The sequence below is a fragment of the Persicobacter psychrovividus genome (assembly GCF_036492425.1).
GTDB lineage: Bacteria > Bacteroidota > Bacteroidia > Cytophagales > Cyclobacteriaceae > Persicobacter > Persicobacter psychrovividus.
In genome coordinates, this window is sequence record NZ_AP025292.1 from 127,666 (window position 1) to 141,253 (window position 13,588).

Genomic DNA, 13,588 nt, shown 5'->3' on the forward strand with positions numbered 1-13,588 from the left:
CAGTATTAATCAAATGAGCAGTCAGTGGCCTTCTACGTACTGAATAAAAAAAAGACTTAATGGGATTATGACTATGGATAAGGAATTTATAAACAAGCTGTTTGCCTACCACCAATCAACACCACCGATGCCTTACCGTTCTTCGGTATGTGACTTGCTGGAAAAGGTGAGGGAGTTCCTGTTTCCACAGCTTTCAGAAAGCTGTATTGTGTCTCCTGCGCAGTTAGAGGCGCAGTATCAGGTGCTTTATGCCAAGATGCTCAATATTCTGGTGGGAATGCGGAAAGAGTTGCGCGATGACCCTGAAAAACTTACGCACCAGATTTTTGAAAAATTCCCTCAGATTCATGCTTGCCTGAAAAAGGATGCTGAAGCGATTTGTGAAGGTGACCCTGCGGCCTCTGGTGTCGATCAGGTGATTCGTACCTACCCAGGCTTCAAGGCGATTTTCAGTCACCGTTTTGCCCACGAGTTGTATTTGCTGGATATTCCTCTTTTGCCACGCATCATCAGTGAAAATGCGCACAGCCATACGGGGATCGACATCCACCCAGGAGCTAAGATTGGCGCCTATTTTTGCATTGATCACGGGACGGGTATTGTGATTGGGGAAACGACAGAAATTGGTGATCACGTGAAGCTGTACCAGGGGGTAACCCTCGGAGCGCTGAGTGTGGACAAAAGCATGGCGGAAACAAAGCGGCACCCTACATTGCATGACCATGTGGTGGTTTATGCTGGGGCGACGATTCTTGGTGGCCATACGATTATTGGTGAGAATAGCACGATTGGCGGTAACGTCTGGCTGACGAGCTCGGTGCAGAAGGATTCCGTAGTGTATCACCGTCCGCAGATTATCATGAAAAATAAAAATGAAGCCAGCAGCGAAAGTGCTTAAATTAGCTGTTGGAAGCTGAAACGCTTTGTACAATAAAATAAAAAAAGGTGATGCTCCCAAGTACAGAGGAGGATCACCTTTTTTGTTTATTCGGCCGTAATGCGCATATAGTCGATCAGTGCCTTGTTGTTTTCCTGTCGCCAGCCATCGTTAAAAGATTCGAGGCTGAGAGAAATGGTTGATCTCCCTTTGGGCAGGCGGATCAGGGTCTTGTTGCTATATCCCCAGTTCGACCACTCCCCTTTTCCTCTCGAGGGCATCACAACCACCCCCTGATAAATACCGGAAATACTTAGGCTTCGCGAAACACACGCCCCCTGCGCTTTATCGGGCTGCTGGCCGTTACTGTAATGGAAATCAATAAAATAGTTGCCTTCATGCTTTAGGTTGATCTGAAAGTTCACCATGCTGCGGTCTTCTCCCTTCAGGGTAAAATAACCGATAGGTTTCAGTCCTTTAACATCTGCACTTTTGTGATAAGTAACATTGGAAGCCGGTACCAAAAGGGTGTTAGATTCCGGAAGCAAAGGCTTTGAAATGTAGGAGGTGAAGCCCAGGGAATCAATCCCCTGCACGCTGTACTGGGCATGGTCGTTGGGGATGAGCTTGAAGTTATGCTCATCAGCAACATACGCATACGGGAGCCCATTGCGTAGCACATTGTAGGCAATGGCATTTTTCTGCTGATCCCAATGGAGGGTATTGCCATCTATTTTTGCCATCGGGCTCTTGAGCATTTTCACCATAGGTAATAAATCTACTTCAGAAGCCGGCCATGGTGTGTTGGTCATAACGATCTTCACCTGATGTTTCCCTTTGATATTGTTGGGAATGCTGTGGGTACTTTTGGCAACATTATCAATGCTGAAAGATTTAATGTGCTGACCGTGCCCACTGATCTGAATATCGAGCAGGCTGTTTCTGTATTTAAAGTTTTTCAGGTGTAACTCGCTGCCAAAACTGCCCGGAATCTTCGGCGCAAAGTGCAGCCCCGATTCCCGGAAGTCCATGCCCATCAGTACGCGGTAATATAGACCGAGCGTGGCACAGGCACTCCAGAGTTTTTCTTCAGGAGTGGCGTTGATATAGTTGATCGTGCCCGTGGAGGCGTTTACACTTGCCGGAGTTTGTAAGCTCAGGGAGTTGGCGCGCAGCAGGCTACCGATGCCAAACCTTGCGGCTTCCTCATTACTATTTTCACTTGCCCCCCAGATCCATAAAGTTTGTATCAGTGGGAGAATGTGCGCCTGATCGTCTGAAATGTTATTGGCCAAAGGGCAATAGGCCGGAATGCCAAAAGGTGCCAGGGGAACATTCTGGTAAAGCAATTTGGCCTGCCGCTTACTCGTAATGCCATTGAGGGTGGTCATGGCTTCGCCGAAATAATCTATTCTGTTGAACTTATAAAGGTTTGAGGGGCCATAAACATAAGAGGAGTAATATCCGACATTCTCATTCCACAGGTTTTTATTAATCGCCAGTTTAAGCTGCTGTTGGTATTTCCGGTAGCGGTCGCTCTCTTTGCCGAGCAGGTCGGAGGCCTGCGCGAGAATACTGAAAAGTTGGTAATGAATGGTATTGGTACTGAGGTGCTGACTGTTGAAAATGTCGGTGGGCTGCATCCATTTCGGGTAATTCGACAGGCTGGCACCCACGCCAATATTAGCGCCTTTGATCAGGCCAGTATGGTGATCCATCAGCGTGATGATGTCCTGCTCAACGGTTTCCTGAAGAATAGGATAAATAAACTCCAGCCACTCCCGGTCGCCGGTTACCAGATATAGCTGCCAGGCAGAAATACCCCAAAGCACGTGCTCCGAAGAAATAGGCCAGCCGCCAAAATGTTTATCGTAATTGGTAATTCGGTTTTGGGTAATCTGTGCGGTCAGGTTGGTCTTGACGGTCTCAGGGTCAAGGATTCCCAGGGCAAGCATGGTCGCAAAAGTCATGTTTGACTCTTCATTGATCGTCTGTGATTGTGTTGCCCATGCTGAATGGTGAAAGTAATCGTTCACATAATCAATGGCGAGCTGATAGTTGCGCTCCAGGATGGTCACATTTGAAAGTAACTCCGGATAGAAGTAATTCGCCCGGCCCGAGGGCTTCCATTGGTTGGCGGTAAACTCTTTTCGGTTCCTGATCTGCAGGGTCAGTTGATAGATCCCCTCCTGATCGGTCGCTTCAAGCAAATATTGCTGTGTCCCCTCGATGGGCTGATTAAGGATCATTCCCTGTGGGATATTGGTCAGCAGGGCAATGTCCTGCAGTTCATCTTTATAGATCACATCCTCCCCAAACTGGCAATAGCCCTGCCGTTTGATCTCCTGCAAAACCGGCGAAAAGTCCAGCTTGAAACTAATGGCGGTCAGTGCTTTGTTGGCTTGTGTATTTGCTTTAATTTTTAGACTGGTGTCGGGGGCATGCTTTCCGAACACCACCATGGGGCAGTCCAGGTGCCCATGCGCCTGTGCTTTGGTATGATACTGATGGTACTCACTTGAGGGGAATTCAATATTTTTCCCATTGACGGTGAAAGTGTACTTGATATTTTTGGGAATGATATTTTTTTCCCGTTGATAATAGTTGGTGCGTAATCCTGTTTGTGTAGTTTTGGCACTGTAATTTTGACCAATGACTGCACTTGGGTATATCGTGAAGTAGCCGACATTGAACATGGCGTATTCTTCTTGCGTTTTTTTGCAAGCGGAACAACTCAAGATCAGGCCAATAAAAAGGAATAGTTTTCTAATCATAAAGAAAAATTTTAGCAAGGGCGAACCCATTCCAAAAAGCTTTTCGCGTTTGTCTGTCAAAAATATCTTAAATTTATCGCTGTTTAACCATTTGGCTATGAGATTTTATAAATACTTTTTGCTTTCGTTGTTGCTGATGCTTGTTGCACAGGCGAAGGCGCAGCAGTTCATCGGTGTACGAGGCAGTGGCGGCGTATCGACGGTGAATTTTCAGAATAATATCAATAATGCAAATTTCTTTACGGCTTTTACCCCGGCCTATTCGGGGGGCGCCTTTTACAGAATATACACAGGACCCCACGCCGGCTTGCAAACGGGGCTGGATTTTACCAAAAAGGGGTTTATTCAGCGGCTTCCGGCATCAAGTACACAAGACACTTTGCAGGCAGCGAGCTATACCTACCTTGAGGTGCCATTGATGTCGAGCTTTTACTTTTTTAAAGGATCGACCAAGGTGGTATTGAACCTGGGGCCTTATTTTGCTTATCAGCTCAGTAACACACAACAGCTGGTGAGCCGAAGTTCGGGGGATATCATCAGTGAGGGGCCATTGGACTATGATGATTTCAGGGACAATCGTTTTGACCTTGGCATTCGTGCCGAGTTGGGTTTGCTGCAATCCTTTGGTCCAAATTCACTCGAACTTACGGGGGTGTTCAGTATGGGGCTGAAAAATATCATCAACCCAGATTATCCTTCAGCGCCTTTAGGGACCCTGAATATGTATCTGGGGATTCAGCTGGCGTATATGTTCCAGTTTGATAATGCCCGTGAACGTTTCCCATTTGTGGATCAACGCCGAAAGCTGGCGCGTAAAAAACAGAAAAAAGAGAAAAGACATTATTAGGATTTTGGGCCGCCCGTTTTAAAAAAAGCTTCACCGCTTTAATGTTGCTTGAGTGCCGATAGCTGAAGCAACATGGGCAAATCACAGGCACGGTGTCCGGTGTTTCCCATCGGTGTTTCTATGGTTTTAAATCCGGTCTTTTTATATAATCCAACGGCACTTTCAAGGCTTGGCAGCGTTTCGAGATAAACCTGTTTAAAGCCTTTTTTTTGTGCAAAATCGAGGCACTTATTCATCAGAAGCTTGCCGTATCCCTTGCCACGGGCTTGTGCACTAAGGAACATCCGCTGGAGTTCGCAGGTTTCAGTTGGGGAGCCCGCGCCCTTAAGTGGGGCAATGCCCGCACCTCCAATAATCAGTCCTTTATCTTCAATAATGAAATAGCGTGAGGAGGCTGTTTGGTAATGTGCGCTCATTTGGTCGAGCATGGGGTCGAAATAAATGGTTCCCTCTTTGTTCTCGCCGTACTCTTCTAATGCCGACCGGATAATTTGGGCGATCAGGGGATTGTCGTTGGGGGTGATGGTTCGGATGGTCATGCAGGAAGTAAAACAAAAAAGCACAAACGGTCAAATTTGTGCTTTAATTTCGGGTTAAGAAAGAGGTGTTATATCATGCATTTGAAGCGGAGATATTAACTTCAATATTGCCTTTTGTTGCTTTGGAATAAGGGCATACCTGATGTGCGGCATCAGCGAGTGCTTTGGCTTCTTCTTCGCTTACTTCAGGAATGATGGCATGAATATCTACTGCCAGACCAAAGCCGTCGGCATCTTTTCCAATAGCCACTTCTGCTTTCACGGCAGTGGTTCCTGTTTTTACTTTTTTATTGTTGATGACCAAATTCAGGGCGCTGTTGAAACAAGCCGCATAGCCCGCTGCAAATAATTGCTCGGGGTTGGTAGCTCCTGCTTTTTCCTCTCCGCCAAGACTCTTAGGCATGCTCAGCTGGCGATCTATGGCTCCGTCTGGGGTGGTTACTTTTCCATCTCGTCCGCCTGTGGCTTCTGCTTGTGCGGTATATAGTTTTTGAATACTCATTATCTTTTGGTTTATGTCGTGTGCGATATAATTACTATTGAGTATACCCCAAGCGTCCGTAAAAGGTTACGTTCATCCGTGAAAAAAGAGGAAAAGAAATTAAATCGTGTATTTGGGCTTAGCGCGTGTTGAAAGACTTAGAGCTGATGGAAAATTCAGATGAATGAAAGTGATTTTGAATTACATCTCCAATACTCGAAATATTCGTTACGAATTTTAAGTTTTAAATACGCTCTTGTTGTATGGTTTTATATTGTCCACAGATTACGCAGATTTCCACAGATTTTTTTATTTCGTAAATTGGATATCGGCCATCGCAAACCTGCGATCACTTTTCATTATTTTAGAGAAATGGTTCTCATAGAAATATCCTGCGTTATTTGCAGGCAGAAGCGCTTTAAGTTTACAATACGCTCTTGTTGTATGTTTCTATATTGTCCACAGATTACGCAGATTTCCACAGATTTTTTTGTTTCGTAAATTGGATATCACCCATCGCAAACCTGCGATCACTTTTCATTATTTTGGAGAAATGGTTCTTATAGAAATATCATGCGTTATTTACATGCAGAAGCGCTCTTATAATCCCTTTTGGAATACCTTTAGCATTTACGGAAGGTGTAAATATGATTGGTTCGGTTGCGGCTGTTGCTTTCAGATGCTTCCTGCTTAAATCCACAACACATCAGGATCATGGCCCCCGCAGCATCTTGCTGATCGATATAAGCTTTAACAGTTTTGAACCTCAATGTTTTGACTGCATATCGGGTAAGTCCCTTGGCCAACTCAAAACCATAACCTTTCCCCCACACTTCTGGATCAAGTCGCATACTGATCACCTCTTCCTCCTTGGCGTTTTTGACAATGGAGCAGGTACCCAAAAATTGCTGATTTTTGATATCGACCGCCGCCCATACCCAATGGTCATTATAGGGCTTATTATAATTGTCGATAATTTGCTGAAGTAATGCGCTACTCTCTTGCTTGTTCAGGGGTTTGCCAATAGTGTACTGGGTTACCTGATTTTGGGATAACAGTTTACTGAAGGCAGGGAGGTCCTGCAGGTTCAACGGGCGAACCGTGATCCTCTTCGTTTCGAACTTGGCAGTGTTGTTATACTGCGCAGGTCTGATGGGTTCTTCGTGTACTCTATAATGGGGGGAAGTACTCATATCTGTTCTGTCTAAGCTAAGTTGTTTTATTGCTTAATCCGAAAGCAATTAACTTATTTATTTTGAATATATCAATTATTTAGCTGTTTTGATGTGATATTCAAATTTGATGCGCTTTGTGTAAATAGGGGTTTGGTCTTAATTTTATTTTGACAAACAATAAAAAACGAAATAATAATTGTTGAATTCTATACAATTTAAACCTCTTTTATTATAGATGGGTTTGAATTTTTTGAGGATGAGTATATTGTTTATGGGCTGTAAGTGTTTCACAATGATGTGTAAGTAATAAAAATGATAAGGCCTGATTTGATTTTTTCAAGAACAGTCTGACAAGTGTTTTTAGTCGTTTCAGCGCAAAAAAAAGACAGGCGAAGGCCTGTCTTTTTTTAGGTATATTTATCTATTTTTTCTAAACATGCAATGCGCGGTCTTCCGTTGCAGCAAGGCAGGCCTCTTTCATGGCCTCGGTATAGGTGGGGTGTGCGTGCGACATCCGTGCGATATCTTCTGCAGAGGCACGGTACTCCATGGCAATAACGGCTTCAGCGATCATGTCTGCCGCTCGGGGCCCGATGATGTGTACACCGAGCAATTCATCCGTCTGTTTGTCAGCAAGTACTTTCACCTGTCCTTCGATATCCATGGAGGCTCTTGCGCGCCCGAGGGCTTTGAAAGGGAATGCTCCAGTTTTATAAGCAGTTCCTTTTTCTTTCAGCTGCTCTTCGGTATAACCTACCGAAGCCACCTCAGGCCAAGTGTAAACCACCCCAGGAATTAAGTTGTAATTGATGTGTGGCTTTTGTCCAGCGGCATATTCGGCGACGTAAACGCCTTCTTCTTCCGCTTTGTGAGCAAGCATGGCACCTTTGATCACATCTCCGATGGCAAAGATGTTGTCTTGTGAAGTTTGCAAGTGTTCGTTCACTTCCACCCTGCCCTGTTTGTCTGTCGTGATGCCCACATTTTCAAGCCCAAGCCCTTCAGTATAGGCTTTACGGCCAATAGCCACCATGCAATAATCGCCGAGGAATTCCACGGTTTGTCCTTTTTTATCTTCCGCTGTAACGGTTACCTGATCTTCCGAACGGCTTACCCCAGTAACCTTATGTTGGAGGTAGAATTTTACGCCGATCTTTTTCAGTGAACGCTGGAGGTCTTTACCCATGGTGCGGTCCATGGTCGGGATAATATTGTCCATATACTCAATCACAGATACTTTTGCGCCTAATCGGGCATATACTGAACCGAGCTCCAGGCCAATAACCCCTCCACCAATAATAATGAGGTGATCGGGCACTTTTTGCAAGTTCAGGGCCTCTGTAGAGGTGATCACCCGCTCTTTGTCGAGTTCGATAAAAGGCAGGTTGGCAGGTTTGGAACCTGTGGCAATAATGGTTTTTGCTGAAGTGAAGGTATTCACTTCTCCTTTATCATTGAGGACCTTGATGGTGTTTTTATCCTGAAAGCTTCCCAGTCCGTGGTGTACATCAATCTTGTTTTTCTTCATCAGGTAGTCGATGCCTGCGGTAGTTTGGCTTACAACGCTATCCTTTCTTTTGATCATCTGTGGCATATCTACGCCAAGATCATTGATTTTGATCCCATGCTCCTCGAATCGTTTGTGGGCATTGTGGTAATGCTCCGAAGAATCCAGCAGGGCTTTGGAAGGGATACACCCGACATTCAGACAGGTGCCGCCGAGGGTGCTGTATTTTTCAACAAGGGCGGTTTTCATGCCCAGCTGTGCACAGCGAATGGCTGCTACGTAGCCGCCAGGACCTGATCCGATGATGGTGATGTCGTATTTCATTGTTTTGGAATTTTCGTGGTGATGGTGTGATGATGTAGCCTCAGGGCATGCCCTGAGGACTATTTGTTGAAAGCGGATGCTTTCGGTTTTGGGGATCGTAGCGGGATGTTGTGAAGAGTGGTTTTCTTTTTTGTCCACAGAGTACACAGATTTTCACAGATTACTTTTTTCATTTAAAATAAATCAAGTCAATCCTTTTAATCAGGGTAATCATGGCCTTAAAACCAACACTTTAAATTCCCAACAACAGGCGCGAAGGATCTTCAAGTAGTTCTTTCACGCGAACGAGGAAGCCTACCGATTCTCGGCCGTCGATAATGCGGTGGTCGTAGCTTAGTGCGACATACATAATCGGCAGAATTTTCACTTCGCCATTCACCGCCATTGGGCGCTCAACGATGTTGTGCATTCCTAAAATTGCCGACTGTGGAGCATTGATGATTGGCGTGGAGAGCATGGATCCGAAGATTCCCCCGTTGGTGATGGTGAATGTTCCACCAGTCATTTCATCAATGGAAAGTTTATTGTTTTTGGCTTTTGTGGCCAGTTCAACGATGGTTTTTTCGATGGTATCAAAAGACATCTCCTCGGCATTTCTGATCACGGGCACCACCAGGCCTTTAGGAGCAGAAACAGCAATGGAAATATCGCAGAATTCATTATACACCATCTCATCTCCGTCGATCTGTGCATTTACTGCAGGGAATTCTTGAAGGGCCAGGCAACAGGCTTTGGTGAAGAAAGACATGAAGCCGAGATTGACCTCATATTTCTTCTTGAAAGATTCTTTGTACTTTTTACGAAGATCCATGATCGGCTGCATGTTCACCTCATTGAAGGTGGTCAGCATCGCCGTTTCATTTTTCACCTGTACCAGTCGTTTGGCAATGGTTTTGCGCAAAGGCGTCATGCGCTTGCGTTCCTGCCCGCGGCCTTCGACTTTAAGACTTGGGGAAGGTGCTGATTTTTCCGCACTTTTCTGAGGTGCTTTAGGCGCTGTGGAGGCTTTGGCATTGAGGGCATCTTCTTTGGTGATGCGGCCATCCTTACCAGTTCCATTAACATTTTCAGCCTTAATTCCTTTTTCAGCCAATATTTTTGCAGCAGCAGGAGAGCTGTGACCAGAGGCGTAGCTGTCATTGTTCGCCGCTGGCATTGGGTTTGGTGTTTCGTCCTCTTTTGCTGCTGTCTGTGTCGAGGAAGCGGAGGAGCCTCCTGCGTTTTTAGTGATTTTACACAGTGGCGCACCGATGTTCAGGGTGTCGCCTTCCTCGGCAATGGTTTCAAGTACGCCTGTGGCTTCGGCAGTGAGTTCGAAAGTCGCTTTGTCGGATTCAATTTCGGCAATGACTTCATCCATCTCCACCTGATCGCCCGTGCTTTTCAGCCAGGAGGCAATCACCACCTCAGTGATGGATTCCCCAACGGTAGGAACGTTCATTTCAACAACTTCCCCTTCGCTACTATCGCTACTTTTGTGCTCCTGCTCATTACCGCCATTGTCGTTTTGGCTTTGTGCCTGACTGTCGGTATTTTCTTCTTTGCTGGTATCGGCAGATCCTTCGCCTGCGGCAGATTCGTCGATCTTACATACCAGACCACCGATTTCAAGGGTTTCCCCTTCTTCAGCGACAATGCTCAGCTTTCCGCCTGCTTCGGCGGTAAGTTCAAAAGTGGCTTTGTCGGATTCCATCTCGCAGATGACCTCGTCCATTTCTACCACATCACCGTCACTTTTCAACCATTGTGCAATGGTAACTTCACTGATTGATTCCCCAACATTAGGGACTGTTACTTCAAGGCTCATAATTTCTTATGTTGGAATGTTTTTGGAAAAGAGGCCTGACGCCCCTTTTTTTAGATTGATTATTTTAGGTCGAAAGTGGTTTCGACGATGATTGCTTGATTTTTCGCATGCAACTTGGCGTAACCTGTTGCTGGCGATGTGGAGGTGTTTCTCGAGATACAGCGGATGTTTCTGCTTTCAGGGAAGTTCTCACGGATAAACCACCAGGCACCCATGTTTTTCGGTTCTTCCTGAACCCATACCACTTCGGCTTTTTTGTATTTGTCGAGCAAGTCTTCCACTTGCTTTGTTGGGAATGGGTGAATTTGCTCCACCCTTACCAGTGCGACGTCCTCACGCTTGTCGTTGCGTTGTTTTTCCAGCAGGTCGTAATAAACTTTCCCAGAACAGAACACCACTCGCTTGGTTTTTCTTGGTCCTGCCTTAGGGTCGTCAATTATTTCCTGGAAGGAAGTTTTCTCCGTGAAATCACTGATGGGCGAAACCACCTCAGGGTGTCGCAACAATGATTTCGGTGACATATTCACTAATGGCTTTCTGAAATCCCAGGTAAGCTGGCGACGCATAGCATGGAAGAAGTTCGCTGGCGTGGTGATGTTGGTGATGATCCAGTTTTGGTTGGCAGAAATTTGCAGGAAGCGTTCCAGTCGTGCTGAAGAGTGCTCTGGCCCCTGACCTTCGTAACCGTGAGGCAACAGCATCACGAGGGCACTCATGGAGTTCCATTTTGTTTCTGACGAACAGATAAACTGATCAATCATTACCTGAGCACCATTGGCGAAATCGCCGAATTGTGCTTCCCAGATGGTTAATGCATTAGGGTTGGCAGTGGAGTAACCATACTCAAAACCGAGCACGGCATATTCTGAAAGCAATGAGTTGTAGTTGCTGAAATGCTCCTGCTTTTCGTCGATGTGGTTCAGCGAGTTGTATTTCTCGTTGGTTTCAGAATCGAACAATGCAGCATGGCGGTGCGAGAAGGTTCCACGAATAACGTCCTGACCTGTCAGGCGTACCTTTTTTCCTTCAATCAGCATTGAACCATAAGCCAGTAACTCGCCAGCGGCCCAGTTGAGTTTCTGCTCCTCGAAGAACATATTTTTACGCTCCTTGATCAGCTTTTCGATCTGGCGCAAAACCTTAAACCCTTCTGGTACGGTGGTGAGCGCGGTAGCCACCTGATTGATTTTCAGTTCATCAATCCCTGTAATTGGCGAGTAGTCAAAGTCCTCGCCCTTGGATTTCCGCAAAGCTTGCCATTGTCTTTCGAGCGGTTGCAGCTTATAAGGCAGCGGGCTTTGCTTCACCAGGTTGAGGCGATCCTGCAACAGCTGGCGGAACTGCTTGTCCATTTCCTGCGCTACTTTGGCATCCATTTCCCCGCGCTCCGAAAGGTATTTGGAGTAAACCTCTCTTGGGTTCGGGTGCTTGGCAATTTTTTTGTAAAGCTGTGGCTGGGTGAATTTCGGCTCATCCGACTCATTATGTCCATGGCGACGGTAGCAAACCATGTCGATATAAACATCGCGATTAAATTTCTGACGATACTCAATGGCAATCTCCATGGCATGTACCACCGCTTCAGGGTCATCGCCATTCACGTGCATAACGGGGCAATCCGTTACTTTAGCGATATCGGTACAGTAAATACTTGATCGCGCATCGTGGTAGTTGGTCGTGAAACCAATCTGGTTGTTGATCACAAAATGGATGGTACCACCAGTATTGAAACCGTGCAGTTTGGCCATTTGCGTGATTTCATACATGATGCCCTGCCCTGCAATGGCGGCATCACCATGAATGAGAACGGGAACAATTTTATGGTAATCGTTCTCGTAAAGGTAATCAATTTTTGCACGGGTATTTCCCTGCACTACAGGATTTACCGCCTCCAGGTGTGAAGGGTTTGGCGTCAGGTTCAGCTTTACTTTTTCGCCTGTTCGTGCAACAATATCAGAGGAATAGCCGAGGTGATATTTTACGTCACCGTCTCCCATGGTGGAATCTGAAGGGGTGTTTCCTTCAAATTCGTTGAATATTTGCTCATAGGTTTTACCCATGATATTGGCCAGTACGTTCAGTCGGCCACGGTGAGCCATACCGATAACAAACTCTTCCGCACCTAAAGCAGCACCATGGTGAATCATGGCGTCAAGTGCAGGAATGGTTGTTTCCCCTCCTTCAAGGGAGAAGCGTTTCTGCCCGATATATTTGGTGTGGAGGAAATTCTCGAACACGACCGCCTCATTGAGTTTACCAAGGATATGGCATTTTTGGTCGTAGTCAAAGGATTTGTGGATGGCGTAATCTTCCACTGTATCTTTAAACCACTGTTGAATTTCAGGCTCACGGATGTACATAAACTCAAACCCAATGTGGTGAGAGTAAATGGCTTTCAGTTTGTCGATAATCTGATTAAGCGTACCGTTTTCCAGTCCGATTTCCTTTCCAGCTTCAAAGGTCGTTTCACCGTCGGCATCTGTGAGTCCAAATTCTGTTGGATCCAGATACGCTTTCCAGTAGCGGCGTTCACGTACAGGGTTGGTTTTTGTTTTTAGGTGTGCACGGGTACGGAAGGCATAAATAAGGTTTCGGACGCAAATTTCTTTATATGCGTGAGAATCGGTATTGGTGTCCGCTCCTACTTTCTGCTGAAAGTCAGGGGAAGGGGTTTCTTCGTTTTGGTAATGCGAAGAAAACTCAAATCCTTCAAAAAATTTTTGCCAACTCTCATCCACAGATTGTGGGTTTTGTTGGTACTGAGCATACAGTTCGTCGATGTAGTCACCGTGTGCATTAGCGATGTAGGAGTATTTGTCCATCAGCCTGATTTCTATATGTTTCGGTCATGATTGTAAGACTGTTGTAACAGCCTCTAACCAAATTTAGCTTCATTATTTATCAATCAAAAACCGTGTAAACGGGTAGGCAATTTATGGATTCTGATTCAATGTGGCGGATTTACTCAAGGTTACATTTATAGCGCTTTTTTTTGATGGTATGTGATGTTTTTTAGCGTAAAAATGGCGTTTGGGCATCAAAAGATCGCATAATTATACAAAGGGGGCTTCTGTTGTTATGAATTTTGATGGCGATCGGTAAAGGGGATTTTTTTCTTTTTTGTGATGGCATCCTTAGCTGCGGTACGCCTTGTGTTGGTGGGTTTCTGCTTATCTTTCCAAAGATAATTTAGGGCAGGATGATATTATTTATGAATTTATTGACTTCAGATATTAAAAAAGCATAATTAAGGCTCT

General features: G+C 45.6%; 9 protein-coding genes. 2 read left to right on the forward strand and 7 right to left on the reverse strand.

What is annotated here, in order from left to right; genetic code table 11:
• Positions 1-73 precede the first annotated feature (73 nt).
• A complete protein-coding gene (gene epsC / locus AABK40_RS00510; protein ID WP_332919308.1) occupies positions 74-898 on the forward strand; it encodes a serine O-acetyltransferase EpsC in 825 nt (274 codons plus the stop codon).
• A gap of 86 nt (positions 899-984) precedes the next feature.
• Here epsC and AABK40_RS00515 read toward each other — a convergent pair whose 3' ends face one another.
• A complete protein-coding gene (locus AABK40_RS00515; protein WP_338397375.1) occupies positions 985-3,651 on the reverse strand; it encodes an alpha-L-rhamnosidase-related protein in 2,667 nt (888 codons plus the stop codon).
• Positions 3,652-3,748: 97 nt separating this feature from the next.
• On the opposite strand from AABK40_RS00515, the gene AABK40_RS00520 reads away from it, so the two are divergent.
• Entirely contained in the window at positions 3,749-4,498 is a 750-nt protein-coding gene (locus AABK40_RS00520; protein ID WP_338397376.1) for a porin family protein, read from the forward strand.
• 38 nt (positions 4,499-4,536) lie between these two features.
• Here AABK40_RS00520 and AABK40_RS00525 read toward each other — a convergent pair whose 3' ends face one another.
• The 6 genes from AABK40_RS00525 to AABK40_RS00550 all read right to left on the reverse strand — a co-directional run bounded on the left by AABK40_RS00525 (position 4,537) and on the right by AABK40_RS00550 (position 13,153).
• Positions 4,537-5,061 carry a GNAT family N-acetyltransferase gene (locus AABK40_RS00525; protein WP_338397377.1) on the reverse strand — a complete coding sequence of 175 codons (525 nt, stop codon included), beginning with the start codon at positions 5,059-5,061 and terminating at the stop codon, positions 4,537-4,539.
• 49 nt (positions 5,062-5,110) lie between these two features.
• Positions 5,111-5,539 (reverse strand): organic hydroperoxide resistance protein, encoded by a 429-nt coding sequence (locus tag AABK40_RS00530; protein ID WP_332919304.1) that lies wholly within the window; start codon positions 5,537-5,539, stop codon positions 5,111-5,113.
• A gap of 602 nt (positions 5,540-6,141) precedes the next feature.
• A complete protein-coding gene (locus AABK40_RS00535; RefSeq protein WP_332922923.1) occupies positions 6,142-6,711 on the reverse strand; it encodes a GNAT family N-acetyltransferase in 570 nt (189 codons plus the stop codon).
• A 412-nt stretch (positions 6,712-7,123) separates the two neighbouring features.
• Positions 7,124-8,524 (reverse strand): dihydrolipoyl dehydrogenase, encoded by a 1,401-nt coding sequence (gene lpdA / locus AABK40_RS00540; RefSeq protein ID WP_338397378.1) that lies wholly within the window; start codon positions 8,522-8,524, stop codon positions 7,124-7,126.
• Positions 8,525-8,756: 232 nt separating this feature from the next.
• A complete protein-coding gene (odhB, locus tag AABK40_RS00545) occupies positions 8,757-10,331 on the reverse strand; it encodes a 2-oxoglutarate dehydrogenase complex dihydrolipoyllysine-residue succinyltransferase (RefSeq protein WP_338397379.1) in 1,575 nt (524 codons plus the stop codon).
• A 59-nt stretch (positions 10,332-10,390) separates the two neighbouring features.
• The gene (locus AABK40_RS00550; RefSeq protein WP_332922920.1) at positions 10,391-13,153 is read right to left on the reverse strand and encodes a 2-oxoglutarate dehydrogenase E1 component; all 2,763 of its coding nucleotides are present in this window, start codon (positions 13,151-13,153) and stop codon (positions 10,391-10,393) included.
• Positions 13,154-13,588 lie beyond the last annotated feature (435 nt).

What these genes read in the sequence shown, in the direction of transcription:
- AABK40_RS00520 (WP_338397376.1), top strand. Translation starts at nt 3,749, where the DNA reads ATGAGATTTTATAAATACTTTTTGCTTTCGTTGTTGCTGATGCTTGTT.
- epsC (WP_332919308.1), top strand. Translation starts at nt 74, where the DNA reads ATGGATAAGGAATTTATAAACAAGCTGTTTGCCTACCACCAATCAACA.
- lpdA (WP_338397378.1), bottom strand. Translation starts at nt 8,524, where the DNA reads ATGAAATACGACATCACCATCATCGGATCAGGTCCTGGCGGCTACGTA.
- AABK40_RS00515 (WP_338397375.1), bottom strand. Translation starts at nt 3,651, where the DNA reads ATGATTAGAAAACTATTCCTTTTTATTGGCCTGATCTTGAGTTGTTCC.
- AABK40_RS00535 (WP_332922923.1), bottom strand. Translation starts at nt 6,711, where the DNA reads ATGAGTACTTCCCCCCATTATAGAGTACACGAAGAACCCATCAGACCT.
- AABK40_RS00530 (WP_332919304.1), bottom strand. Translation starts at nt 5,539, where the DNA reads ATGAGTATTCAAAAACTATATACCGCACAAGCAGAAGCCACAGGCGGA.
- AABK40_RS00550 (WP_332922920.1), bottom strand. Translation starts at nt 13,153, where the DNA reads ATGGACAAATACTCCTACATCGCTAATGCACACGGTGACTACATCGAC.
- odhB (WP_338397379.1), bottom strand. Translation starts at nt 10,331, where the DNA reads ATGAGCCTTGAAGTAACAGTCCCTAATGTTGGGGAATCAATCAGTGAA.